Raw genomic sequence first — 24,032 nt, forward strand, 5'->3', positions numbered from 1 at the left:
AGTAGCAGCGAGGTCGGCGTCATGGTGCCCACGGTAGCCAGGCGGTGATCCGGAAGCCGCCGTCGGGTTCGGGTCCGTGGTCGAGCCGTCCGCCCGCGAGTTGGGCGCGCTCGGTGAGCCCGATGAGGCCCTGCCCGGAACCGGGGACCTTCGGTACGTCGCCCTCGGGGGCGGGGTTGTGGAGGGTGACGGTGATGCCGTCGCCGGGGCGGCCGGTGACGGTGACGGTGACTTCGGCTCCGGGGGCGTGCTTGCGGGCGTTGGTGAGGGCTTCCTGGGCGATGCGGTAGACGGTGCGGCCCACGGCGGCGGGGACGGCGCCCGGGTCGGCGATGCGGTTGTCGAGGGTGACCTTCGCCCCGGCCTGGCGGGACTCGGCGACCAGGGCGTCGAGGGTGGCGAGGGTGGGCTGCGGGCGGTCCTCGTCGCCGGTGCCGGGGCTGCGCAGGACGCCGATGATCTCGCGGAGGTCCTGGAGGGCCTCGTGGGCGCTGTCGCGGATGACTCCGGCGGCGCGGGCGACCTGGGCGGGCGGGGCGTCGGGCCGGAACTCCAGGGCTCCGGCGTGCACGCTGAGGAGGGTCAGGCGGTGGGCGAGCACGTCGTGCATCTCGCGGGCGATGGCCTCGCGGGCGAGCCGTTGGGCCTGTTCGGCGCGGAGTGCGGCCTCGGCCTCGGCGCGTACGGTGCGTTCGCGCAGCGAGAGGACGAGCTGGCGGCGGGCCCGGACGAACATGCCCCAGCCGACGACCAGCAGCGTGATCACCACGGTCAGGACGAGGGCCAGCTTGAAGGACGTGCCCGGCTCGGGGCGCAGCCAGGACTGGAGCAGGCCCGAGGCGAGGGCGGCGGCCGCCACCGGGCCCGCGACCTTGAACGGCCGGTGCACGGTGACGCCGAACAGCGCGGCGATCATGGCGCCCGAGGCGAGGGGTGCGCCGATGGACAGCAGGACGAGGCCGACCGCCACGCCCGTCGGCCAGCGCCTGCGCAGCCACAGGGCACAGCAGGCGAGCGCCCCGGCGAGCTGGTCGAGGGCCAGCACCACTTCGGACTCGGCGTGGCCGGCCATCTCCTCCACCGCCGCCATCCCGAAGAACGCGGCGAGCACGAACATCAGGACGTCGACGATCCAGTCCCGCAGGGTCCGGCGCGGACGCCGTGCAGTGCGGGCGCCTGCACCGGGGTCGGTGCCGCTGTCCGTGCCGGTGCCGGACAGCTCGGGTCCGCCCATCGCCGACGGCAGCAGCCACCGGTACTCCTGTTCGCTCATACGTACAAAACTACGCAGGTGGGAGCGGTGCGGGCCGCCCTGAGCAGCAGGTGGCTACCAAAGTCGTACGGTCGACGACTTTGGGCGGGGCCACGGCTGCCGCGGGCAGCCCTGTGGACGATGGCGGGGGCCGTCCGGGCGGACCAGCATGGTGGCCATGAAGCGAATCTTCGAAGTCGTCGGTTTCCTCCTGACGCTGTGGGGCGTGGCCGGGCTCCTCCATGAGTGGTTCGACGGGTTCAGGATGTGGCAGTTCGTGGACAGGCTGGGCTGGTTCGAGGGCTACGAGGTCTACGCGAACATCGTGATCGCGGTAGTCGGCATCGCGCTGATGATCGCTTCGGAACGCGTCGGCCGTGGCGGCGGAGGCAGCAAGGGCGGCGGTGCCGGTGACCGCGCCCCGACCGTCGTCACCCGCAAGACCCCGGGGAGCGACGGGAGCCCCTGACTCCTCGTGCCGTCCCTCATGCCGTCCTCATCCCGTACGGTCCGGGCCCGCCGCCCGCCTGCCCCAGGCGGTGCCCGCCAGCACCAGGACGCCGCCCAACAGGCCGAGCGCGCCCAGCCGTTCGCCGCCCACCGCGATGCCGACGGCCGCCGCCCAGAGCGGTTCCGTACCGAGCAGCAGGCTCACCCGGGACGGCGAGGTCCGGCGTACCGCCCACATCTGCACGGCGAACGCGAACAGCGTGCAGAACACGGACAGGAACAGCAGCCCCGCCCACTCCCCCGCCCCGAACCCCGCCGCGACGCTCCACGGCGAGGGCCCCGTGCCCGGCGCGGCGGCCAGCACCGCGAACACCGCCACCGCCGCCCCGAGCTGGACCGTGGTCAGGGACAGCGCGTCCGCGTCCTGGACCGCCTTGATCCGGGCCATGAACAGCACGTGCGCGGTACGGGCCAGGGCGGCCAGCAGCATCAGCAGGTCGCCGAGCGAGGGGGTGGTGAAGCCCCCGCCCTGCGTCAGCAGCACCACGCCCAGCACGGACAGCCCGGCGGCGGCCAGGAACCCGCGGGACGGCGCGGTCCTGGTGACGGCGGCCTCGGCGAGCGGCGTGAAGATCATCGTGAGGCTGATGATGAGCCCCGCGTTGGTCGCCGAGGTGTGCACGACGCCGTAGGTCTCCAACAGGAAGATCCCGCTGAGGACCAGCCCCAGGAGCCCGGCCCCCCGCCACTGCGCCGCACTGAGCGCGCGCAGCTTCCTGTGCCCCGCGACCGCGAGCACGGGCAGCACGATCGCGAACCGGAGCACCAGCACCGCGACGACGGTCTGCGCGGTGGTGATCCCCTTGGCGGCGAGGTAGCTGGCGCCCCACACCACCGCCACGGCCAGGACGGGCAGATCGGCGAACCGGGCCGCGCGGGCGGGCGCGGGGGCGAGGACGGCGGAGGGTGCGGCAGCCACGGCGAGTCTCCAACGGGCGGTGTGATGTGGAGACTTCGGCGGCTCGCACGCGGAGCGCTCACCGTACCGGGCGGTGGATCTTCCCGGGAAGAGATTCCGGCAGGCGGACGGTCCTGCCGGGTCGCCCCGGACACCACCCGTTCCCGAAGGCTTGGAAAAACCCTACCCGGGCCCACTGACAATCGGTCCGCCTGACTCCCGCTGGATCATCACCGGCGCTGTGACCAGCGTGTAAGCAGCCAGCGACAGGGAGGCGACGGCCAGCCAGGACAGCAGGACCGGCGGTCTGAGGACCGTGTACCGCAGGGGTTTCTCGACCGCCTTGTACATCACGGCGGCCAGCCCGAGCGACAGGACGAACGCGAGGGCTCCGCGCACGGCGAGCGGCAGGCCGGGGCTCTCCAGGGTGAGGAACACCCAGACCGGCCAGTGCCAGAGGTAGAGGCTGTAGCTGACCCTGCCGAGGGCGGGCAGCGCCCGCAACGGCCCTGTGGCCAGCGCCCGGTGGAGCGCGGCCGGCCGGTCGAGCGCGGCGATCAGCAGCGCGGCCGCGCATCCGGCGAGGGGCAACTGCCAGTGCGGGAGCGCCGCCTGCCCGAGCCGGGCGAGGCCCCAGGTCCCGGCGAGCCCCAGTACCGCCACCGCGCCGAGTGCCGGGGCGGCCCGGCGCGGCAGGCGGCGCGGGGCGAGCGCGACGGCCGCGCCGAGGAGCAGCGCGCCCGAGCGGGTATCCGTACCGAGGTAGGAGCGGTCCGGGGCGGCCGGGTCGAAGAGGACGACGGCCAGGGCGTACGAGAGACAGGCCGCGCCCGCGCAGAACGCGGTGCCCGCCCACGGGCCCGCCGACCGGCGTTTGGCGGCGACCAGCAGCAGGAAGACGAGAAGGGGCGGCCAGAGCAGGTAGAACTGCTCCTCGACCGAGAGGGACCACAGGTGGGCGAGCGGTGCGGCGTCCCGGCCGACGGACCAGTAGTCGACGTGGCCGTGGATCGCGTACCAGTTGGCGACCTCGGCGAGCGCGGCGAGGGTCTGGCCGTCGGTGGTGGTGCGCAGGGCGGGGTACCGGCCGTCCGCCAGCCACAGTTGTACGCCGATGAGGACGGCGAGCAGGGCGGGCAGCAGGCGTTTGGCGCGGCGGAGCCAGAACCGGCCCAGCCGGATGCGGCCGGTTCCGGCGTGTTCGCGCAGGAGCAGGCGGGTGATGACGAAGCCGGAGAGGACGAAGAAGAGGTCGACGCCGAGGAAGCCGCCGGGCAGACCCCACTCGTAGTGGAAGGCGACGACCCCGAGGACGGCACAGGCCCGCAGGCTGTCGAGGGCGGGATTCCGCTTTCCGGTCACCGGGCGGGCGCGGGGCGGGTCAGTGCTTCGCGGCGGGGACGGCGGACAACGGGGCGTCGGGCCGTGGGGCAGCGGGCTTCGGGGCGGCGGACTTCGGGGCAGCGGGCTTCGGGGCGAACATCGCGTTGAGCGCCCAGGTGGCGAGGCGGTCGCGGACGGCGGGGGCGGGGTGGCCGGTCTCGTCGTAGACGGCTTGGCCGTCCCGGTCGAACGGGCAGCCGTTGTCGTTGCAGAGCTGGGCGCGCAGGTCGAGCAGGCCGCCGCCGGAGCGGGCCTGGCGGGCGGCTGCCGCGTAGATCTCCTCGTTGAGGACGAGGGCCCGGTCGCGGTAGGAGGGGTTGGCCGTGGCCTTGGAGTTCATGAGGAAGACCCTGGCCCCGCCTGCCGAGAGGATCCGGGCGCCGTGGGCCAGGTTGTCGGCGAAGAGCTTGCGGTAGAGGGGGTCGGCGGCGTCGCGGAGCCGGGCGGAGTCGTCGATCCGCTGCGGGGCGAGGTCCCACTGGGCGGTCATGAGGAGTACGGCGTCGGGGCGGTGCTCGGTCACGTACCGGGCCCATTTCTCCTGCCAGTCGCGGCAGTCCGGGGAGGCGTCCGGCGTGTTGGCCTGCATGATGCCGCAGCCGCCGAGGCCCGCGTTGACCACGGTGTTCGTACGGGCGGCGACGGCGGCCATGCCGGTGCCGATGCTCGCTGCCCAGGAGTCGCCGACGACCAGGATCTTCTTGCCGTGCACGGCCGGGTCCAGGGTCTCCTGGCCGAACGGCGGGGTGCCGGTGCCGAGCGGGCGGTCCTGGGCGGGTACGCCGCGGCCCGGGCCGTGCAGCAGTCCGGTGCCGTACGGGTCCTGGCCTGCCCCGGAGCAGGCGGTGGCCGAAGCGCCGCACAGGGCGGCGAGAACGGCGGCGACGAGCCTTCGACCGACCATCTGAGAACTCTCCGTAATCATCGGGAACTCTGAGTGATGGTCACCCGTTGTCCAGTCAGCGGCAACCGGAGGACGGCCGGAGGCGGCACCGAGTACAGGCAGACGGATGAAGGGGAAAGGGGGTGGAGTCGGTGTCCGAATGGCGCCAGCACGGGGAACGGCCGGGACGTTTCCTTGAACTCGCAAGCACCGCTTCGGGCATGCGACACCCAAGGAAAAGGACGACACGATGTCGACGACCATCACGACAGCCATCAACAGGACCGCACTGGTCACGGGCGGCAGCCGGGGCATGGGGGCGGCCATCGCCCTGCGGCTCGCCCAGGACGGGACCGATGTGGCGATCACCTACGTGGAGGGGGAGCAGGCGGCACAGGACGTGGTGCGCAAGATCGAGGCCGTGGGCCGGCGGGCGCTCGCGGTACGGATGGACGCGGCGGACCCGGAGTCGGTCACCTCCGCGGTGGCGGCCGTCGCCGACACCTTCGGGCGGCTGGACGTCCTTGTCAACAACGCGGGCATCGGCGTACTGGGCCCGGTGGAGTCGCTGACGCTCGCGGACGTGGACCGGGTCCTGGCGGTCAACGTACGGGCGGTGTTCCTGGCCTCTCAGGCGGCGGCGTCCGTGCTGGAGGACGGCGGCCGGATCATCTCCACCGGCTCGGCACTCACCCGGTACGCGGGCGGGCCCGGCGGCAGTCTCTACGCGATGAGCAAGTCGGCCCTGACCGGGCTGACCAAGGCCCTCGCGAGGGAGGTCGGCGACCGGGGCATCACGGTCAACCTCATCCACCCGGGCGCGGTCGACACGGACATGAACCCGGCGGACGGTCCGTTCGCCGAGCCGCAGCGGGCGAACACGGCGATCGGCAGGTTCGGCCGCCCGGACGAGGTGGCGTCCCTGGTCTCCTTCCTGGCGGGCGACGAGGGCGCGTACATGACGGGCGCGGAACTGGTCATGGACGGCGGCCACGCGGCGTAGCCGGTACGGGGCCGTAGCCGGGGCGGGGCGTCCTGCCTAGTCGGCGGAGGCGGCCGAGGGGCGGGGCTCCCGTTCCGCCTCGGCCGCGGCCGCGGCCCGGGTGGCGGCGAAGTGGGCGCCGACGCCGGTGACGTCGAGGATGCGCAGGAGGTGGTCTCCGGCCCCCTGGAGGGTCAGTGCCACACCGGCACGGGTGGTGTGGCGGTGCACCATGATGAGTGCGGACAGCCCGGAGGAGTCGAACAGGCCGACCCCGCTCAGGTCGAGGGTCAGTTCGGAGCCCCGGGGCAGGTCCGGCAGGACGTCCAGGACGGCCGCGCGCAGCAGCTCGGCGGTGACGAAGTCGCAGTCGCCGCTGAACTCCAGGACCGTCTCCCGCACGCCGGTGACCCGGTTCTCGGTCTGCCGGGCGGTGACGTCGAGGGGGTTGCCGCTCATCATGATCGGAAGGCGCTTTCCGTGTTCGGGTCCGCAGCGCGGGCCCGGGGTGGTGGGCAGGGGTGGGGTGCGGGGCGCGGGTTCGCCGGTGGTGCGGGCGGCCGGGGCGGGGCGGGGCGGGCCACCGGGGTGGGGCCGGTCAGCCGGTGAAGCGGCCGCGGCCGGTGCCGTTGACCATGCTCAGGTGGGTGCCGCGCGGGGCGGCGATGCCGAGGAGGGCGATGTCGTCGTGCTCCCGGGTGCCGAGCCACTGGGTGGTGAGGCTCTCGACCCGTTCGATCACCGCCTCCACCGGCATGCGGGCGCATTCAGAGAGCGCGGCCCGCAGGCGGTTGTCGCCGAGCATCTCCCTTCCGTCGGGTCCGCCCCTGGCCTCGGTGACGCCGTCGGAGTAGAGCAGGCACAGGTCGCCCGCCCGCAGCACCGTGCGGCAGGTGCGGGTGGTGATCTGCGGGAGGGCGCCGATCAGGGTGCCGCCGGTGGGGATCTCCTCGACCGTTCCGTCGGCGCGGACGATCAGCGGCGGCGGGTGTCCTGCGGCGGTGAGCCGCAGGGCCACGTCGCCGTGGGCGAGCGGGGTGGCCCCGGCCAGCACCATGGTGGCGAACCGGCTGTCGGTGTCCTCCAGCAGCGTGGAGTTGAGGAGGGACAGGAGGCGGCCGTGGTCGCTCTCCACGTGCCGCAGCGCCGAGAGGGTGTTGCGGATCTTGCCGGTGAGGACGGCCGCCTTGGCGCCCTTGCCGCAGACGTCGCCCAGGACGAGGAAGGTCTCGTCGCCCGGGTCCGGCCCCGGATGGACGTCGTAGAAGTCGCCGCCGATCAGGTCGGTGGCCCGGGAGGCGCGGTAGGTGGCGGCCAGGTCGAGGCTGCTGGAGCGGCGCAGCACCGGGGGCAGCAGGGAACGTTGGAGGACGGCCGTGGTCTCGGCCTTCTCCGCGTACAGGGCGGCGGCCGACACGGCGGCCCCGGCGCGGGCGGCGAAGACACGGGCGAACACCTCCTCGTCCTCGTTGAAGACGGGCGTGCGGGTGCGGCGCAGCAGGATCAGCGCCCCGGCGGGCACCCCGTTGCCCGGCATCGGCGTGACGACGACCGAGCCGAGCGGCCCGAAGCCGTCCGGGACCAGCCAGTCGGGGGCGAGTTCGGGGGCCAGCCAGCGTGCGGGCAGCGGCGGGAACCCGGCGAGGGCGTCGGCGAGGCCGGGCACTTCGGCGACGTTCTCGCTCAGGACGCGTTCGTCGGTGACCCGGCCGTCGACGGCGGAGGTGAACCACATCCGGCGGGCCCCCGTCCCGGCGACGACGACCGCCGCGTCGGCCATCCGTTCGCTGGCCAGCTCCGCCGCGGCCTGCACCGACTTGTGCCAGTTCAGGGAGGTCAGCAGCCGGGCGGAGGCCCGGGCGAGGAACTCGGCGCGCTCCCGCTCCTCCTGCCAGCGGCGCTGCCAGACCACCTCCAGGGTGACGTCGTCCAGCAGCCAGGCCCCGTACCCGTCCGGCAGCGACATCCGACGGGCCGTCAACTCCTTTGCGCCGAAGACTCCTTGGGCTTCGGGCAGCAGTTCGTTCTGGGCGTCCGCCAGCCAGCCGGGGACCAGTGGTTCGCTCAGCGTCCCCGCCTCGCGCAGCAACGGGAAGAGGGCTCGCGCCGGTTCGTTGAGCAGACGGACCAGCCCGGCCCCGTCCAGCATCACGACGGCGCCGATTCCGCTCTCCACCAGGGCGTGCACCTGCGCGGCGCCGATGGCGGCGGCGGGCGGCGCACCCTCTGCGGGGCGGTCGGTGGAGCGTGGGAAGGAAGTCACAACGGAAGACGAAGCCCGCGCCGGCCGTGGCCGTGCGGCTCCTGTCACCCTCTCCGAGCTATCGGGATATCGTGGCGCGGCGACAATTGTTGCCGCGCGGCAACCGTCTCGCGTTCGGCAGCCGTATGGCAAGCGGAGCCCACAGGACCTTCACAATGAATCCCGAACTGTCCGCCCATATCGGGACGTTGCGCACCTTCGTATGCACGGGTTCCACACACCGGATACGATGCGCGCGCGGACCGGCTCGCCGGGTTGTCACCGGGCGGAAGCCCGCAGCAGTCGGAACAGGCAGGAGCCGTGATGAACGCAAGCGGTGTCCCCGGAGGCGGTTCGACCACCCTCCCCGGCAGCCCGCCACGCCCCCCGCTACGCGGTCCGCGCGGCCCCGTCCGCGTTGGCACCCGCGCCGGGCTCCTGCCCCGCCCGGTCGGCCAGCGGCCAGATGCGCCCCACGGTGCCCGTCTCCACCGCCGCCCGGAACTCGCCGAGCCCGTGGATGAGCGCCTCCCGCGCGGCCTCCGGCATCGCCGCGACCGCCGCGACCAGCGCCTCCTCGCGCCGCGCCCGCAGGTCGCTGAGGTAGCTGCGGCCCGGCGCGGTGAGCCTCAGTTCGACCTCGCGGCGGCTGACCGTGCTGGCCGACCGCTTCACGTACCCCAGTGCCTCCAGCCGGTCGCAGAGTCTGCTGACCGACGGCGGGGCGGCGCCCAGCACTTCGCCGAGGGTGCGCAGGTTGATGCCCTCGGCCCGTTCCAGGATGTGCATGACCCGCAGCTGCGAAGACGACACGGGTGCGGGGGAGACCGCGTCCCTGCCCCGCTCCCACAGCACTTCCAGCAGTGCGATCACCTCGCAGGCGACGCCCGCGACGGCCTCGGCGGCAGCCGGGGGCGGTGCCGGGGCGACGACCGCCTCCGGCGCACCCGCGCTCACCCGGGTGTCCTCGCCGCGACGGTGTGCACCCGGACGGTGTGAGCCCTGGAGGTCCACGCTTGCCCTCCCCGTACATCCTTCGAGAAAGTGAATCTCCGACGTTGGACAGACTCGCGTCCGTGGAACGCACCTTGCGTGCCGCCGACCCCCATGCACTGCTCGACGCGGTGCGCAAGGTCCTCGCGGACCTCTACGGTGCTCTTGAGGTCGACCTGCTCATGGCCGACTACGCCATGACGATACTGCAACCGGTCGGAGCGCTCCCCCATACCTTCCAGCCCGTTTCGGCGCACACAGGCGCGCCGGGGCGGGCCTTCGGAGCACAGGAGCCCTATCCGTGCGAGGGCCCCTTCCCCGATTCGGTGACGGCACACCTCCCGGTGACCGTGCGCGGGGACCGGCTCGGGGTGCTGTCCGTCACCCTGCCGAAGGACCGCTACGACGCGGACGTACTGGCGGAACTGGCGGACGTCGCCGAGGCCCTGGGCCACCAGATCGTGGTCGCCGAGCGCGACACCGACCTCTACCTCCAGGCGCGCAGGGCCGAGCGGCTGACGCTGGCGGCGGAGATCCAGTGGGGACTGCTGCCGGGACGTTCCTGCGCCCGCGCGGAGTACGAACTCGGGGCGCAGCTGGAGCCCGCGTACGCGATCCACGGCGACAACTTCGACTGGTCGACCTCCGCCGACCACCTCACCCTCGCCCTCACCAACGGCATGGGCGAGGGCATCGACGCGGCCCTGCTGACCAGCCTCGCCATCAACGCCCTGCGCAACGCCCGCCGGGCCGGTCTGAGCCTGACCGACCAGGCGTGCATGGCCGACCAGGCGATCTACGGCCAGCACCGGGGCGCCCTGCACGTCTCGGTGCTGCTGCTGCGCTTCCACCTCCCGTCGGGGAACGTGGAGGTCGTCGACGCGGGCTCGCCGCGCGTGTGGCGGCTGCGGGACGGCGTCGTGGAGGCGATCGAGCTGGACGGGCAGCTGCCGCTCGGCATGTTCGAGGACTCGGTCTACACCCCGCAGACCCTGCGGGTGCTGCCCGGGGACCGGCTGCTGTTCGTCAGCGACGGGGTGTACGACGTGGCCTCGCCCGCCGGTGAGCGCTACAGCGAGAAGGCGCTCGCCCGTGCCATCCAGGCCACCCGGCTGTTGCCCCCGCCGCAGGTGCCGCGCGCGGTGCTGCACGAGCTGGCGGGCCACCGGGGCGAGGTCATGGCGGAGGACGACGCGATGATCGTGTGCCTGGACTGGCGGGGCCGGCCCACCGCCTGAGCGGCAGGGGCACGACGAAGACCCACCGCCTGAGCGGCAGGGGTACGACGAAGGGGCCCCCGGCACCAAGCACAGGGGGCCCCTTCCGGCGTACCGTCAACGCGGCCGGCAGGTCACTGACGTACCGTCAGCCGCGTTGCTCAGCCGCCGAGTTCGTGGTGGCGAGCCGCCAGCAACGCCGCACCGGACTCGGTGAGCGAGCCGAAGAGCCGCAGCCGGGAGATGCCGCCGTCGGGGTAGATGTCGATCCGCACCCGGGTGGCCGCCGGGGCGGAGGCCAGCACGAAGCGGTGGTTGGTGTCGGGCTGGAGGCGGGTGCGGGGCAGGATCTCGGTCCACTCCCCCGTGTCGCCGTCGCGCACCGACAGCGCCGCCCAGCCCGCCGAGTTGCCCTTGAGGTAGGCGGTGTCGATCTCGACGGCGCGGATCTCGGCCTGCTCGACCAGGTGGTAGCTGATCCAGTCGTTGCCCTTGTCGCGGCGGCGCCTGGTCTCCCAGCCGTCGTCCATCTTGCGGGAGCGGCCCGGCTGGATGGTGTTGGTGGCGGGCGAGTAGAAGCGGTCGGAGGCGTCCTCGACGCGTCCGCCGTTCTCCAGGGCGACCAGGTCGAAGGTGCCCAGCGTGGACAGCCACGCCGGGTCGGGGACGACCTCGCCGTAGACCCGCAGGCGGGCGATGCCGCCGTCGGGGTGCTGGTTGACGCGCAGGTGTGTGAAGCGCTGCTCGACGGTGACCTCGAAGCCGTTGGCCGCGTGGCCGCCGACCGCCGTGCGCGGGATCAGGGTCGTCCACTTCACGTCGTCGGAGAGCAGGTCCTCGGGCGACGGGGAGCCCGGCACCGAGGTGCCCTCGACGGACACGGCCTGCGGGTAGTTGCCCCGGAAGTGGGCGGTGTCGATGACGATGCCGCGTACGACACCGGGCGCGCCGAGGCGGACGAGCGCCCAGTCGTGGTCGTCCTCGGTGGGGTGCGGCTGCTCGGCGGAGACGCCGCGGCGGCGGCGGGTCTCCCAGCCGTCCATGATCTTGCCCTTGTGCCCGAAGTGCTCCGGGTCGAAGTGGGCGGGCTCGGGGATGAGCATGTTCTCGCGCTCGGCGAAGAACTCGTCGTTCGCGGCGATCACGCCCGCGCCGAGGCGGCGGTCGGCCAGGTCGGCGTGGTGCGTGAAGGGGAAGACGGCCGTGCGGTAGTCGGCGTACGGGTCGCCGCCGCCGAAGGGGCTGGCGTCACCGGTGAAGGAGGGTATCCCCTGAGAGGTCTCCGGCATGGGTCAGTTGTTCCTTTCCAGGAGGCGGCCCGCGGGCTCGGTGAGGGTGCCTTCTTCGTTGATGCGCGTGCCGCGCAGCCAGGTCTGCTTGACGACGCCGTGCAGGGTCTTGCCCGCGTACGCCGTGACCTGGTTGCGGTGGAAGAGGTGGGCCGGGTCGACCGTGAAGGTCTCCTCGGGGGCCAGGACCGCGAAGTCGGCGTCGCGGCCGGCCTCGATGGCGCCCTTCTGGGTCAGACCGGCGAGCTTCGCGGGGGCGGCCGACATCCAGCGGACGACGTCGTCGAGGGAGTGGCCGCGCTTCTTGGCCTCGGTCCAAATGGCGGGCAGGCCGAGCTGGAGGGAGGAGATGCCGCCCCAGGCGGACGCGAAGTCCGGGGTCTTGAGGTCGGTGGTGCACGGCGAGTGGTCGGAGACGATGCAGTCGATCGTCCCGTCGGCCAGGCCCTGCCAGAGCACGTCCTGGTTCTCGGACTCGCGGATCGGCGGGCAGCACTTGAACTCGGTCGCGCCGTCCGGGACTTCCTCGGCCGTGAGGGTGAGGAAGTGCGGGCAGGACTCGACGGTGACCTGGACGCCCTCGGCCTTGCCCTGGGCGATCAGCGGGAGGGCGTCGGAGGAGGAGAGGTGCAGGACGTGCACGCGGGCGCCGAGGCGCTTGGCGAGCGCGATGAGGCCCTCGATGGCGGTGTTCTCGGCGTCGCGCGGCCGGGAGGCGAGGAAGTCGGCGTACTTGCTCCCGGACTTCTGCGGGGCGGCGGCCAGGTGGTGCGGGTCCTCGGCGTGCACGATGAGCAGGCCGCCGAGTCCGGCGATCTCCGCCATGGAGGTGGCGAGCTGGTCCTGGTCGAGCTCCGGGAACTCCTCGACGCCGGACGGCGACAGGAAGCACTTGAAGCCGAAGACCCCGGCCTCGTACAGCGGCTTGAGGTCGGCGACGTTGGAGGGCAGCGCGCCGCCCCAGAAGCCGGTGTCGACGTGCGCCTTGGGGCGGGCGACCTCCTGCTTGACGCGCAGGTTGTCGACCGTGGTGGTCGGCGGCAGCGAGTTCAGCGGCATGTCCAGGAGGGTGGTGATGCCACCGGCCGCGGCGGCGCGGGTTGCGGTCCAGAAGCCTTCCCAGGCGGTGCGGCCCGGGTCGTTCACGTGGACGTGGGTGTCGACGAGGCCGGGCAGCAGGGCCTGCTCGCCGAGGTCCTCGAAGCGGGTGCCTTTGGGGATCTCCTCGCCGCGCGGCCCGTAGGCGTCGTACGGGAGCACCTCGACGATCTTCCCGTCGGCGACGGCGACCGAGGCGGGGCGGGTGCCCTCGGGGGTGACGACGCGCGAGGAGCGCAGCACCAGGTCCACGGTGGTGTTGGGCACGGCCGACTCAGTCACTCACGTCTCCTTACTTCAACGTTCTGTTGAAGCGGAGTCTTTCGCCGGGGTGCGGAGTCGTCAAGAGGTCCAGGACGCGGACGGGCCGGGATGTGATCACCGACACCAACCTTGGATGTTTCCACAGAATGGAATTAGACTTCCGCTTTGTAGAATGTAGCTCCTGCCTAGAGGGGCTTCCGGGACCACCACAGGTAGTCTGCTGCCTTGCCTGCCAGCCCCGAAAGGACCGCTCCGTGCCGACGTCCAGCGCCAGCACCACCGACGCTTCCAAGCCTGCCGCCGCGACTGGCGGTGTGCAGTCCCTGGAGCGCGCCTTCGACCTCCTCGAGCGTATGGCCGACGCGGGCGGTGAGGTCGGCCTCAGCGAACTGTCCGCGAGCAGCGGGCTGCCCCTGCCGACCATCCACCGCCTGATGCGCACGCTGGTCGCCTGCGGTTACGTACGTCAGCAGCCCAACCGGCGCTACTCGCTGGGCCCCCGCCTGATCCGGCTCGGCGAGAGCGCGTCCCGCCTCCTGGGGACCTGGGCCCGCCCTTACCTGGCCCGGCTGGTCGAGGAGACCGGCGAGACGGCGAACATGGCGCTGCTCGACGGCGACGAGATCGTGTACGTGGCGCAGGTGCCGTCGAAGCACTCGATGCGGATGTTCACCGAGGTGGGCCGCCGGGTACTGCCGCACTCCACGGGCGTGGGCAAGGCGCTCCTCGCGCACACCCCGGCGGACGAGGTACGGGCCCTGCTCGCCCGCACGGGCATGCCCGCCGCCACCGAGAAGACCATCACCACCCCGGAGGGCTTCCTGGACGCGCTGGAGCAGGTGCGCCGGGTGGGGTACGCGGTGGACGACAACGAGCAGGAGATCGGGGTGCGCTGCCTGGCGGTGTCCGTCCCCAACTCCCCGACCGCCGCCGCTGTTTCGATCTCCGGTCCGGCCGGCCGGGTCACCGAGGCGGCGACCGAGCGGATCGTCCCGATCCTCCAGGAGGTCGCCCAGGACCTGTCGGTGGCGCTGGCGAACACGGGGCCTGCGCAGGGCTGAACAGCATGAGAAAGGGGGGCCCGAGGGCCCCCCTTTCTCATGCCCCCAACGGGCTCACACCCCCGACGGACTCATCGCCCCCAGCCGTCCGTCCTCCATCCGCACCACCCGGTCCGCCACCTCCAGATGCGACCGGTCGTGCGTGACCAGCACCGTCGCCACCCCGCGCTCCCGCGTCAGCCCGGACAGCAGGTCCAGCACCGCCGCGCCCCGCTCGTGGTCGAGGGCGCTGGTCGGCTCGTCGACCAGCATCACGGCGGGCTCGTTCATCAGCGCCCGCGCGATGTTGATGCGCTGCCGCTGGCCGCCGGAGAGCTGGTGCGGGCGGCGGCCGGCCTTGTCCGCGAGGCCCACCGCGTCCAGCAACTCCAGCGCCCGCGCCCGCACTTCACGGGGCTTGCGGCCCGACAGGTGGGCCATCACCTGGAGTTGCTCGGCCGCCGTGAGGGAGGCGAGCAGGTTCGGCTGCTGGAAGACGATGCCGATCCGGTCCCGCCGCAGCTCCGCCTTCTCGGCGCGGCTCAGCGTCCCCGTCTCCGTACCGTCGACGAGGACGACGCCCGAGTCGGGTGTCACCAGCGTCGCCGCCACCGCGAGGAGGCTGGACTTGCCGGAGCCCGACGGGCCGACCACGGCCGCGAGTTCACCGGCGGCGACCGACAGGGTCACCGCGTCCAACGCGGTCAGCCGGGACGCGTCGCCGTCCGGGTAGGTGAGGGTGACGTCGTTCAGGGTGAGGGTCATCGGGCGCTCCCGAGGGCGGTGAGGGGATCGACGGCGGTGATGCGCCGGATGGACAGGGCGGCGCCGACGATGCCGAGCGCGATCATCACCAGGGCCGGGACGAGCAGGGTCGCCGCTTCCAGTACGAAGGGGACGGCGCCGCCGATCGACGCGCCCAGCAGCGTCGCCAGCGCCGTACCGAGCAGGGTGCCCAGCGTCAGCAGGACGACGGCCTGGCCCAGTGCGTCCTTCAGGAGGTACGGGGTGGAGGCGCCCAGTGCCTTCAGGACTGCGATGTCGCCGCTGCGCTGGATGGTCCAGACGGTGAAGAAGGCCCCGACGACGAGCGCCGAGATGGCGAAGAGGAAGCCGCGCATGAGCTGGAGGGAGCCGTTCTCCGCCTGGTACGAGGCGAGGGCGGCCAGCGAGTCGCCGAGCGGCACGGACCGCGTCTCGGTCGCCTTGTCGCCGGCGGCCCAGTCGGCCGAGCCCTTCAGCGCGACGACGGTGGCCTGCTCCTCCGTCGACGTACCGCTGTGGCCGAGCTTCTGCCAGTCGTCCAGCGACGTCCACACCACCGGCTGGTGGCTGTACATCGCCCCGCCCTCGACGGCGGCGACGGTCTCCTCGACGTCGCCGAGGCGCACCGTGTCGCCCGCGGCGAGGTTCAGTTCCTCGGCGGCCTTGGTGGAGAGGACCACCTTGCCCGGACCCAGGTCGCCGGAGGCCGGGGCGATCTTCGCGCCCGGTTCGACGCCGAAGGCGGCGACGGCGACCGTACGGTCGCCGGCCCAGCCGTTGACGGTACGGATGCCGATCGGCTCGGCGCTGTCCACGCCGGGCTGCTTGGCCCAGTCGCGCCAGGCGCTCTCGCCCACCGAGGAATTCGTGAACGACACCTCCTGGCCGTCGGGCGGGGCGGCGAACGCCAGCCGGTCGGCGGGCAGCGAGGTGACGGCCACGGTGTTGTCCCTGGCCAGCCCCGCCGTCAGCCCGGACAGCAGGCCGACGAGCAGGGTGATCAGGACCACGACCGTGCCCATGAGGGCGAAGCGGCCCTTGGCGAACCGGAGGTCTCTCCATGCAACGAACATGTGCACCAGGCTGGTCGCAGACGCTCCCCGAAACATCGGGCGCGGGTTCGCTCCGGCATCAATCCTTTGGTTGATACGCCGCGAGGACGTCCCCTTTAGGCTGGTACGAACCATGGATCCGCTCTCCCAGCCCCCGGCTGCCCTCACCCTCACCCCCGTCCTGCGCGTGCTGCGGCTCTGTCTGCACGCACTGCTGGCCGGGCTGCTCGCGCTCGCCGCCGTCAAGGCCGCCGCCGCAGGGGGTTCGTACGTGTACGCGGTCGTCGGGGCGGCCGTGCTGATGGCCGGGGTGTACGTCGCCGGGACGCTCAGCCCCTCCGTGGCCCGCTCGCCGCGCGCCGCCGCCTGGTGGCTGGCGGCACTCGGCGCGTCCTGGCTGCTGCTGCTCGCCCTGTCCCCCGACGGGCTGTGGGCCGCCTTCCCCCTGTACTTCCTCCAGCTGCACCTGCTCCCGATGCGCTGGGGGCTCACGGCTGTCGCCGCGACCGCAGCGGCGGCCATCGCGAGCTTCGTGCTGCACGGGCAGGCGGTGACGCCGGGCACGTTCATCGGGCCGCTGCTGGGCGGTGCCGTCGCGGTGGCGACCGTACTGGGGTACCAGGCCCTCTACCGGGAGAGCGAGCGGCGGCGCGAGCTGATCGACGAGCTTCTGTCGACGCGCGCGGAACTGGCGGAGGCCGAGCGCGCCGCCGGAACCCTCGCCGAACGCGAACGTCTCGCCCGCGAGATCCACGACACCCTCGCCCAGGGCCTCTCCAGCATCCAGCTCCTGCTGCGCGCCGCCGAGCGCGCCCTGCCGCCCCAGGACCCGGCCCTCGCGCACATCCGCCAGGCCCGCGAGGCCGCGCAGGACAATCTCGCCGAGGCACGCCGTTTCGTACGGGCCCTCAGCCCTCCGGATCTGGAGCACGGCTCGCTGGCCGCCGCCCTCGAACGCCTCTGCGCGCCCACCCCCGGCGGGCCGGCCGTGCAGTTCGGTGTGAGCGGGACGCCGGTCGAGCTGCCCACACCGTACGAAGTGGCCCTGCTCCGCATCGCCCAGTCGGCCCTCGCCAACACGGTCCGGCACGCGAAGGCGGACCGCGCGGAGATCACCCTCAGCTTCATGGAGACCTCGGTCTCGCTCGACATCGTCGACGACGGCATCGGCTTCGACCCGGGCGCGGTGCGCCGCAGCCCCGCGTCCGACGCCTCGGACGGCGGCTTCGGGCTGCCCGCGATGCGGGCGCGGGCCCGGTCGCTGGGCGGCACGCTGAGCGTGGAGTCCGCGCCGGGGCAGGGCACGGCCGTCGCGATCACCCTGCCGCTGCCCGTGTCCCCGACCCCCACTGGAGTCACCCCGTGAGCCCCTCCGCCCCCATCCGGCTGCTGCTGGCCGACGACCATCCCGTCGTACGGGCCGGGCTGCGCGCGGTGCTCGACACCGAGGCCGATTTCGTCGTCGTAGAGGAGGCCTCGACGGCGGAACGGGCGGTGGAGCTGGCGGCGGCGGGCGGGATCGACGTGGTCCTGATGGACCTCCAGTTCGGCCCGGACCGCATGCACGGTTCGGAGGCGACGGCGGCCATCGCGGGCCGCCCGGGCGCGCCCCGGGTGCTGGTCCTCACGACGTACGACACCGACGCGGACATCCTGGCGGCGGTCGAGGCGGGGGCGGCCGGATACCTCCTCAAGGACGCCCCGCCGGAGGAGCTGGCGGCGGCGGTCCGCACGGCGGCGGCCGGTCAGTCGGCGCTGGCCCCGGCGGTCGCGCACCGTTTGATGGACCGAATGCGGACGCCTGCGGAGGCGCTGACCAAGCGCGAGCTGGAGGTCCTCCAACTCGTCGGCGAGGGCCTCTCCAACCAGCAGATCAGCAAGGCCCTCTTCCTCAGCCAGGCCACGGTGAAGTCCCACCTCGTGCACATCTACGCGAAGCTGGGCGTCGACTCGCGGACCTCGGCGGTGGCGGCGGCCACGGCGCGGCGGCTGATCAGGCGCTGACCTGCACGAGTCCCCGTGCGGCCCGGTCCGGACGCGTCCTCCATAGTGGAGGCATGACTTACTTCATGTACGACGTCCACGGCAACGCGGTGGACGAGCCCGACGCGGCGACGCTGCGCACCCTGGTCGTGGACGGCCTGGCGGACCCCGAGGCCGTCAACCCGGAGGTCTCGCTGACCCACGAGAGCGGGTGGTCGCTGACCGCGTACGCGGGGGGACTGCTGCTGTGGGAGAACGTCGAGGACGAGGGGGCTGCGCCGGGGACGCGGGACGGGGTGCAGGTGGACGAGGCGGTCCGGCTGTTCGGGCTGCTGGCGGAGGGGGAGGTGGGGGAGGTCGGGGGGACGTTCTAGGTGGGTGGGCCGCGGGCCGCTTGGGCGCGGGGCGGTGCGGGCCGCTTGGGCGCGGGGCGGTGCGGAGTGGTCGGGTCGGCACCCGGTACCGGGCGTGCACGGTTTCCGCGCGGGTTCGTCGTGGCTGGTCGCGCAGTTCCCCGCGCCCCTAGATGCCTGCCCTTCGGGCGGCATCCCTGGGAAACTCCCTGGGCCCGGGGGTCGTCCGCCGCCTAGGATCCCGCGGTGGACACCGCAGCCCCCCTCACCCGTATCGCTCGCCTCCGTGCCGAGATCCTCCGCGACCCGTCCGCCGTGCACCGCGCTCCCTCCGGCCTTCTGCCCCACGCCCTGCACGGCGCCGACGTGACCCTCGCGCACCGCCCCGACCTGCTGGTCACCGAGCTGATCCGCGCGGGCCTCCGCGCCGAGGCCCTGCGCCTGACCACCGAGGGCCTGCACACCTGCGCGCTGACCCCGTCCTCCGCACGCTCCCTCCTGCTCAAGCTGGCGGAAAATCCGGCGGACGACGGCACCACCGAGGAGGCGCTTCGTCAACTCGCCCAGCCCTGGGCCTCGTTGACCCCGCTCCCGCACCCCTTCCCCCTCCGTACCGACGCCTCCCTCACCCTCGCCGCCCGGCACGGCCATCTCGACCCCCTCCGCGACGCCGTCACGGACCGCGCCCTCCCGCCCGCCCTCCGCCGCCGCGCCCTCGAACTCCTCGGCGGGCTGGCCGAGCGCGGCCAGGTCGGCGCGCTCATCGAGACCGCCTCCCGCGACCCGCTCCTCTACGGCGCGGCCCTCCTCACCTGCCTGCGCGGCATGCACCAGCGCGGCCACTTCGCGACGGACGCGGACGTCCCGGCCCTGGTCACGCTCGCCCTCGCCGACCACTCGATACGCCCCCGCGACCTCGCCACCACCCTCTTCACCTGCCGCCACGCCCTCCTGCACACCCTGCTCGACGCCCCGCCCGGCGACCCCACCTGGCCGCGCCGCCTCGACCTCCTCGTCGCGCTCGCCGCACAGGGCACGGGCGACCTGCCGGTCGGCGCGGAAATCACCCGCGCCCTCGCAGCCGCCCCGCACTCCCCCGAGCCCTTCCTCGCCGCCCTGCGCGAGCTGCGCCACGAGAGCGCGGAGGAAGCGGTCCTCGCTCTCCTCCCGTCCGCGCCCCGCGTCGTGCTCCACACGCTGGAGGCGATCGGCGGCGACCGGACGGTGCGGGTGCTCCGTGCTGCCTTCGGGCTGGACGGCGAAGACGCCATCACCGCCGCCCACTTGCTCCCCGTACGCCGTCAAGCCCTGGGCCTGCTCTGGCAGTTGACCCGCGACCCCGCCCACCGCGCCGGCCTTCTCGCCCGTCTCGACCCGACCGACCTCCCTCCGGCCGTCGCCGCCGACCTCGGCGCCCCCGACGAACACGAACTCGACGTCCTGCGGAGCCACTTGGACCCCGGCAGGCCGAAGGAGGCCCTGCTGCGGCTCGCCGCGCACGGCAGCAGCGGCACGCTGCCCGTACTCGCGGACCTCCTGCTGCGCCTCGCGGGCGAACTGGCCGCGGCCGCCGAACCCGGCGCTTCCCCGCACCCCCTCGCCGACGAACGCCCGGAGTGGCAGGACTGGCCGGCCGGGGAGCCGGAGATCCCGCAGGACGTGGTGGAGGCCCTGCGCGACCTCGGCGCCCGGCTCCATCTGCGGCAGCACATCCGCCCCCACTGGCACCTCGACGCCGCCGATCCGGCCGCAGCGGGCCACGCCCTGGTGACGGACCTGGCGCTCGGGCTGCTGGAGCGGCCTGGCCTCCACGAGGGCGAACAGGCAGTCCTCCTGCGGCTGTTGCTCGCCGGCGCCCCCTCCCCCCGCACCCGTCCCCGTGTCCACCGTCTGCTGCGTCACCCCGACCGGCACGTCCGCAAGCACGTGATCGCACTGCTCGCCCGCGACACCGACGGCGAGGACGCCCGTGCCCTGTCCGCGACGCTGATCAACCTCACCCGTGCGCAGGACGTCCAGACCGTACGGCAGGCCCTGCTGGCCCTCGGGCACGCGCGGGCCCACTGGGCGTCGGCGGAGGTCGCCGCCCGCCTCGACCACCCGAACATGAACGTCCGCAAGACCGCCGCCGACGTACTGTCCCGGATCGGCACGCCGGACGCGGTCCCCGACCTCCTGCGGCACCTGGGACGGCAGCGGAATCCGGGCCTGCGGTCCGCTCTCGTACGGGCGCTTCGCGCGATCCTCGGCCCGGCGTACGCGGCGACCGTGCTCGAAGCCGCCCAGCAGACCGCCGAGCGGGCGGCCGAGCAGGCCACGGAGCCCGCCGCCCGTGACCTGCTGCTGGCGGGACTCGACGGCGCGTTGCCGGTACGGTCCTTCCTCGCCCTGCACGCGCAGGCGCACCCGGTCGCCCCGGCCCTGTTCGCCCTGCTGCCGGACCACCGGGTGTGCCCGTCCGACGGCAGCCTGGCCGACCTGGCCGTACCGCTGGGACGCGAACCGCAACAGCCGAGCCCCGCAGCCCTCCTGGCCCGGCGCTGGGACCCGGAGGCTGCGCTGCACCTGGCGAGCGCCCCCATCGACGAGGATCAACTCCCCCAGCTGCGGCCCCACTTGGACGACTGGCTGCGCCTCACGGCCACCGCACCCCACGTACTCGCCTTCGCGCTGCGCCTCTGCCCCGCCCCCTGGGCCGCCGCCGAGATCCGGATCCTTGCTCGGCACCTGCCCCTTCTCCTGAGCGCGTTGGAACCCGGGGCCGAGATCCTGGACGCCCTGCTGCCCGTGCTCGAAGCCGTCGCGCCGACACTGCTCGCCGACGAGGCACTCACGGTGGTCGACGCGGTGCGGGCGCTGCCCGCCGTCCCGGGCCGTCCGGCACTGGCGCTGCTCCGGGCCTGCGGGGCGGCGCTCGTGCGCGCCGACCTCGAACGCGCACTGGAGGCGGCCGGGCGCGGGCGCGACCCGTGGCAGGCCGAAGTCGCTTTGCTGCGGGAGGCGTTCGGGCTCACCGGGGAGTCCCGACGGAAGGATCTGGCCGCACTGATCGAGTCCTACCCGAGCACCGACCCCGCCGACCGCCCCGCCCTGCTGGACCGGATCGAGGACCTTCAGCCCCTCGGCGTGCCGCCGCTGCCGGAGGCCCCGGAACCGACCCGCCCCCGCGTCGTACAGGACGGCGATCTCGACCAGCCCCGTTCCGCCGCGCAATACGCACGGCTGCTCGCCCTGCTCGACGCCCCCGAACAGGCGCGCCGGAAGACCGCAGCCGACGTGCTGCTCTCCTGGCCGGAGCCGGAGGCCCAACTAGCTGCCCTCAAGGCGTACTTGCAGGGTCGGCTCGGCGCGGGGCGCGCCTCACACCGGATGACCTGCGCCTTGCATCTCGCCGGGCCGGAGGTGCTGCACGCCGACGGCGTGCTCCCCGAGAGGGCCCTGGACCTGGCCTGCGAGCTCGACCCTTGGGACCCCGTGCCCCATCTGCCGCGCGTGCTCGACTGGTGGGAGCACGGTCCGGAGGGAGTGCGCGAGCAGGCCCGCCGAGTGCTGCGCCAGGCACCCGCCGACCTGGTCGCCGAACTCGTTGCCGATCGTCTCGCCGTCGGCGCCTGGGGAGTCCTCGACCTGCTCGCCCTCAGCGAACTCCAGCGATCTCCCCTGCTCGACAGGGTTGTTGAACGACTGCGGGCCGAGGGGCGCACCGAAAGCCTCACGCTCACCGACGGCCCCCTGCGCGCCCCCGGGGCCGCCGCCCGCGACGCCGAGGCGCTGGCCGGGCTGCGCGAGCGGGCTCCGGCCGCCGCAGCCGCCCGCCCGCCGTCCCGTGCGGAACTCCTCGCCCTGGCCCGCAGCGGCGACCGGGAGCAGATCCGCCGGGCGCTGACCCGTCTGACGGAGGAGGGCACCGCACCCGATGCCGAACTTCGTGATCTGCTGGCCGAGTTGATGAGCCACGACCGGCCCGCCGTGCGTCTGCACGCCCACCGGACCTCGCGTGCGCTGCTCGCCCCCGAGGACCATCTGCGCCTCACCGAGACCCTGCTCGCCGATCCGCAGACCGATGTGCGGTGCATGGCGGTGCGGGTGCTGTGCGGTGCGGGCTGGGAGCCTGCGGTTCCGGCCGTGGTCGCCCTGCTGGACGACGCCCACCCGGTGGTCCGCAGAACGGCGGCACAAGGGGTGCGGCGGCTGGGCACGCGGGCCGTTCCGGCGCTTCAGCGGAGTGCGGCGCACGCCCGCCCGGACAGGCGGGCCCTCTTCACGAACGTACTCAAGGAAGTCCTGACGGACGCCCTCACGGAACCGGAGGCCCCTGCCCCCTGAACCCCGCCCACCCGTCGCCGAAGCTCTCGACGGCCTCGCGGACCAGGCCGACCGCCGGGGCCAGCGCGCTCACCGAGCCGATCGCCCCGGCGATCAGCAGCAGCGAGCGGCGTAACCGCAGGACGTCGGGCGTGCCGCTGAGCAGCATCGCGGCGAGCGCCGCCAGCTCGTCCTCGGCGATGGCCCGGTCCGACAACTCGGCGGGGTGCGCGGCGAGTTCGCGTCGGAGCCGGGAGACGACCGTATGGAGTTCCGCGACCCTCGGGTCGCTGTCCGCGCCGGTCACGCACCGCTCCTCAACGCTTCGCAACAAAGCTCTCCCCCTCGCACGCCGTCGTGCTGCTTCTCGGGGGTCGTTCTCCAGCGAACGATCCCGGGCGACGGGCACGTTAACGCTCTCAGCGCGTGCGCGCCACCGTACGGACCGTAATCCGGCCCGCAGGGTTGAGCGGGGGGCCGTCACGTTTCCGCTGTGACACTGCCCCGGTCCGGGTACAGCAGAACCCGGGAGCACCCCTTCTGACCTGGGCGGATCTACCGTGAAAGCAGAGCGCGCGCAGTGGGTGCGCGCCTGCTGAAGGAGGGGCCATGGCGGACGGTTGCCGCGACTGCCGTACGTGTACGAAGAGCCTGGTGGGCCGCACCGCGCGGGGCGTGCTGTACGCGGTCACGTTGTCCTGGCTGGTGAAGCCGGTGTTCCTGCGGAACTGTCCGCAGTGCGGGCATGTGATGCGCCGTCACGAGCGCCGCCGCGACGGGTCCTTCCAGGACTGAGCCGCCGGATCCGCCGGGCGGACTGGTATGCAGGGCCCATGACGCACCCCACCCCGCACCCGCCCGTCGCCGGTCTGCTCCTCGCCGCGGGCGGCGGCCGCCGGCTGGGCGGCAGGCCCAAGGCCCTCCTCGACTTCCGCGGCCGCCCCCTGGTCGAGCACGCGGTACGGGTGCTCCGGGAGGGCGGCTGCTCCCAGGTGTACGTCGTCCTGGGCGCCGCCGCCGATGAGGTGCGCCGGCGCGCCGGGCTGGCCGGGTGCGTACTGGTGGAGAACCCGGAGTGGGAGCAGGGCATGGGGTCGTCGCTGCGCGCGGGCTTGCGGCGCCTCTCCGAGGACAAGGGGTACGGGGCCGCGCTGACCTCTCTCGTCGACCAGCCCGGCATCGGGCCCGCCGCCGTCGCCCGGGTGCTGGGTGCGGGCCGTGCCACCGGGCTGGCGGCGGCTTCGTACGACGGGGAGCGCGGGCACCCGGTCCTCTTCGGCGCGGACCGGTGGGCGGACATCGCGAGGACTGCGACCGGCGATCGCGGGGCACGCGCCTATCTGGAGGCGCACGCGGCGGAGCTGACGCTCGTCGAGTGCGGGGACGTGGCGCAGGCGTACGACATCGACTTGCCCGAGGACCTCGCCCGCCTGGAGGTGTGACCGCGGTCCCGCCCGCCTGGAGGTGTGACCTCCACTTGCGGTGAGCGGTGCGGCACTCAGGGCCACGTTCTGTCGCCCCGA

At 73.5% G+C, this 24,032-nt stretch carries 22 protein-coding genes; 10 read left to right on the forward strand and 12 right to left on the reverse strand.

Annotated elements, in window-relative coordinates; translation table 11 throughout:
* Positions 1–19: 19 nt before the first annotated feature.
* Positions 20–1,273 (reverse strand): sensor histidine kinase, encoded by a 1,254-nt coding sequence (locus IE269_RS11870; RefSeq protein WP_189822838.1) that lies wholly within the window; start codon positions 1,271–1,273, stop codon positions 20–22.
* A 157-nt stretch (positions 1,274–1,430) separates the two neighbouring features.
* On the opposite strand from IE269_RS11870, the gene IE269_RS11875 reads away from it, so the two are divergent.
* Positions 1,431–1,721: a hypothetical protein gene (locus IE269_RS11875; protein WP_189822839.1), complete on the forward strand. Its 291-nt coding sequence runs from the start codon at positions 1,431–1,433 to the stop codon at positions 1,719–1,721.
* Between the two features lie 27 nt (positions 1,722–1,748).
* On the opposite strand, the gene IE269_RS11880 is transcribed toward IE269_RS11875, so the two are convergent.
* The 3 genes from IE269_RS11880 to IE269_RS11890 form a co-directional block, all read right to left on the reverse strand.
* Entirely contained in the window at positions 1,749–2,681 is a 933-nt protein-coding gene (locus IE269_RS11880; protein WP_189822840.1) for a DMT family transporter, read from the reverse strand.
* A 162-nt stretch (positions 2,682–2,843) separates the two neighbouring features.
* Complete coding sequence (locus tag IE269_RS11885; protein WP_189822841.1) at positions 2,844–4,022, reverse strand: acyltransferase family protein; 1,179 nt, start codon at positions 4,020–4,022, stop codon at positions 2,844–2,846.
* 19 nt (positions 4,023–4,041) lie between these two features.
* Positions 4,042–4,947: a DUF459 domain-containing protein gene (locus tag IE269_RS11890; RefSeq protein WP_189822842.1), complete on the reverse strand. Its 906-nt coding sequence runs from the start codon at positions 4,945–4,947 to the stop codon at positions 4,042–4,044.
* Between the two features lie 229 nt (positions 4,948–5,176).
* Between IE269_RS11890 and IE269_RS11895 the strand changes: the two genes are divergently transcribed.
* Positions 5,177–5,929 carry an SDR family NAD(P)-dependent oxidoreductase gene (locus IE269_RS11895; protein ID WP_189822843.1) on the forward strand — a complete coding sequence of 251 codons (753 nt, stop codon included), beginning with the start codon at positions 5,177–5,179 and terminating at the stop codon, positions 5,927–5,929.
* Between the two features lie 36 nt (positions 5,930–5,965).
* Here IE269_RS11895 and IE269_RS11900 read toward each other — a convergent pair whose 3' ends face one another.
* From IE269_RS11900 to IE269_RS11910, 3 genes are all read right to left on the reverse strand, one after another.
* Positions 5,966–6,370, reverse strand: a complete 405-nt coding sequence (locus IE269_RS11900; RefSeq protein ID WP_189822844.1) for an STAS domain-containing protein — start codon at positions 6,368–6,370, stop codon at positions 5,966–5,968.
* 136 nt (positions 6,371–6,506) lie between these two features.
* Positions 6,507–8,171, reverse strand: coding sequence for a PP2C family protein-serine/threonine phosphatase (locus IE269_RS11905; protein WP_229897585.1), 1,665 nt, complete (start codon positions 8,169–8,171; stop codon positions 6,507–6,509).
* A 369-nt stretch (positions 8,172–8,540) separates the two neighbouring features.
* Entirely contained in the window at positions 8,541–9,107 is a 567-nt protein-coding gene (locus tag IE269_RS11910; protein ID WP_438817540.1) for a MarR family transcriptional regulator, read from the reverse strand.
* A 101-nt stretch (positions 9,108–9,208) separates the two neighbouring features.
* Here IE269_RS11910 and IE269_RS11915 point away from each other — a divergent pair, with 101 nt between their 5' ends.
* The gene (locus tag IE269_RS11915; RefSeq protein WP_189822845.1) at positions 9,209–10,381 is read left to right on the forward strand and encodes a PP2C family protein-serine/threonine phosphatase; all 1,173 of its coding nucleotides are present in this window, start codon (positions 9,209–9,211) and stop codon (positions 10,379–10,381) included.
* 140 nt (positions 10,382–10,521) lie between these two features.
* Here the strand turns inward: IE269_RS11915 and alc are convergent, their stop codons facing one another.
* Both alc and allB read right to left on the reverse strand, forming a co-directional pair.
* On the reverse strand, positions 10,522–11,649 hold the full coding sequence (alc, locus tag IE269_RS11920; protein ID WP_189822846.1) for an allantoicase: 1,128 nt from the start codon (positions 11,647–11,649) through the stop codon (positions 10,522–10,524).
* A gap of 3 nt (positions 11,650–11,652) precedes the next feature.
* Positions 11,653–13,029 (reverse strand): allantoinase AllB, encoded by a 1,377-nt coding sequence (gene allB, locus IE269_RS11925; protein ID WP_438817541.1) that lies wholly within the window; start codon positions 13,027–13,029, stop codon positions 11,653–11,655.
* A 236-nt stretch (positions 13,030–13,265) separates the two neighbouring features.
* On the opposite strand from allB, the gene IE269_RS11930 reads away from it, so the two are divergent.
* Positions 13,266–14,072: an IclR family transcriptional regulator gene (locus IE269_RS11930; RefSeq protein WP_189822847.1), complete on the forward strand. Its 807-nt coding sequence runs from the start codon at positions 13,266–13,268 to the stop codon at positions 14,070–14,072.
* Between the two features lie 54 nt (positions 14,073–14,126).
* On the opposite strand, the gene IE269_RS11935 is transcribed toward IE269_RS11930, so the two are convergent.
* Both IE269_RS11935 and IE269_RS11940 read right to left on the reverse strand, forming a co-directional pair.
* Positions 14,127–14,816 (reverse strand): ABC transporter ATP-binding protein, encoded by a 690-nt coding sequence (locus IE269_RS11935; protein ID WP_189822848.1) that lies wholly within the window; start codon positions 14,814–14,816, stop codon positions 14,127–14,129.
* The gene (locus IE269_RS11940) at positions 14,813–15,889 is read right to left on the reverse strand and encodes an ABC transporter permease (RefSeq protein ID WP_189822849.1); all 1,077 of its coding nucleotides are present in this window, start codon (positions 15,887–15,889) and stop codon (positions 14,813–14,815) included. The genes IE269_RS11935 and IE269_RS11940 overlap by 4 nt, the downstream gene beginning before the upstream one ends.
* Before the next feature lie 112 nt (positions 15,890–16,001).
* Between IE269_RS11940 and IE269_RS11945 the strand changes: the two genes are divergently transcribed.
* The 4 genes from IE269_RS11945 to IE269_RS11960 all read left to right on the forward strand — a co-directional run bounded on the left by IE269_RS11945 (position 16,002) and on the right by IE269_RS11960 (position 22,530).
* Positions 16,002–17,234 carry a sensor histidine kinase gene (locus IE269_RS11945; RefSeq protein ID WP_189822850.1) on the forward strand — a complete coding sequence of 411 codons (1,233 nt, stop codon included), beginning with the start codon at positions 16,002–16,004 and terminating at the stop codon, positions 17,232–17,234.
* Entirely contained in the window at positions 17,231–17,872 is a 642-nt protein-coding gene (locus IE269_RS11950) for a response regulator (RefSeq protein WP_229897586.1), read from the forward strand. The genes IE269_RS11945 and IE269_RS11950 overlap by 4 nt, the downstream gene beginning before the upstream one ends.
* 53 nt (positions 17,873–17,925) lie before the next feature.
* Positions 17,926–18,225 carry a hypothetical protein gene (locus IE269_RS11955; RefSeq protein WP_189822851.1) on the forward strand — a complete coding sequence of 100 codons (300 nt, stop codon included), beginning with the start codon at positions 17,926–17,928 and terminating at the stop codon, positions 18,223–18,225.
* A 225-nt stretch (positions 18,226–18,450) separates the two neighbouring features.
* Positions 18,451–22,530, forward strand: coding sequence for a HEAT repeat domain-containing protein (locus IE269_RS11960; protein ID WP_189822852.1), 4,080 nt, complete (start codon positions 18,451–18,453; stop codon positions 22,528–22,530).
* Here the strand turns inward: IE269_RS11960 and IE269_RS11965 are convergent.
* Positions 22,502–22,843, reverse strand: coding sequence for a DUF5955 family protein (locus IE269_RS11965; protein WP_189822853.1), 342 nt, complete (start codon positions 22,841–22,843; stop codon positions 22,502–22,504). The genes IE269_RS11960 and IE269_RS11965 overlap by 29 nt on opposite strands.
* 275 nt (positions 22,844–23,118) lie before the next feature.
* On the opposite strand from IE269_RS11965, the gene IE269_RS11970 reads away from it, so the two are divergent.
* A complete protein-coding gene (locus IE269_RS11970) occupies positions 23,119–23,304 on the forward strand; it encodes a hypothetical protein (RefSeq protein WP_189822854.1) in 186 nt (61 codons plus the stop codon).
* Between the two features lie 38 nt (positions 23,305–23,342).
* The gene (locus tag IE269_RS11975) at positions 23,343–23,951 is read left to right on the forward strand and encodes a nucleotidyltransferase family protein (protein ID WP_189822855.1); all 609 of its coding nucleotides are present in this window, start codon (positions 23,343–23,345) and stop codon (positions 23,949–23,951) included.
* The last annotated feature ends 81 nt before the right edge of the window (positions 23,952–24,032 follow it).

Origin of the sequence: Streptomyces spiroverticillatus (genome assembly GCA_014650415.1) — a bacterium.
GTDB classification, from domain to species: Bacteria; Actinomycetota; Actinomycetes; order Streptomycetales; family Streptomycetaceae; genus Streptomyces; species Streptomyces spiroverticillatus.

Bases quoted from the DNA above. Each gene is read 5' to 3' on its own strand.
- IE269_RS11870 (WP_189822838.1), bottom strand. From the start codon at position 1,273: ATGAGCGAACAGGAGTACCGGTGGCTGCTGCCGTCGGCGATGGGCGGA.
- IE269_RS11875 (WP_189822839.1), top strand. From the start codon at position 1,431: ATGAAGCGAATCTTCGAAGTCGTCGGTTTCCTCCTGACGCTGTGGGGC.
- IE269_RS11890 (WP_189822842.1), bottom strand. From the start codon at position 4,947: ATGGTCGGTCGAAGGCTCGTCGCCGCCGTTCTCGCCGCCCTGTGCGGC.
- IE269_RS11895 (WP_189822843.1), top strand. From the start codon at position 5,177: ATGTCGACGACCATCACGACAGCCATCAACAGGACCGCACTGGTCACG.
- IE269_RS11900 (WP_189822844.1), bottom strand. From the start codon at position 6,370: ATGATGAGCGGCAACCCCCTCGACGTCACCGCCCGGCAGACCGAGAAC.
- alc (WP_189822846.1), bottom strand. From the start codon at position 11,649: ATGCCGGAGACCTCTCAGGGGATACCCTCCTTCACCGGTGACGCCAGC.
- IE269_RS11935 (WP_189822848.1), bottom strand. From the start codon at position 14,816: ATGACCCTCACCCTGAACGACGTCACCCTCACCTACCCGGACGGCGAC.
- IE269_RS11940 (WP_189822849.1), bottom strand. From the start codon at position 15,889: ATGTTCGTTGCATGGAGAGACCTCCGGTTCGCCAAGGGCCGCTTCGCC.
- IE269_RS11945 (WP_189822850.1), top strand. From the start codon at position 16,002: ATGGATCCGCTCTCCCAGCCCCCGGCTGCCCTCACCCTCACCCCCGTC.
- IE269_RS11955 (WP_189822851.1), top strand. From the start codon at position 17,926: ATGACTTACTTCATGTACGACGTCCACGGCAACGCGGTGGACGAGCCC.
- IE269_RS11970 (WP_189822854.1), top strand. From the start codon at position 23,119: ATGGCGGACGGTTGCCGCGACTGCCGTACGTGTACGAAGAGCCTGGTG.
- IE269_RS11975 (WP_189822855.1), top strand. From the start codon at position 23,343: ATGACGCACCCCACCCCGCACCCGCCCGTCGCCGGTCTGCTCCTCGCC.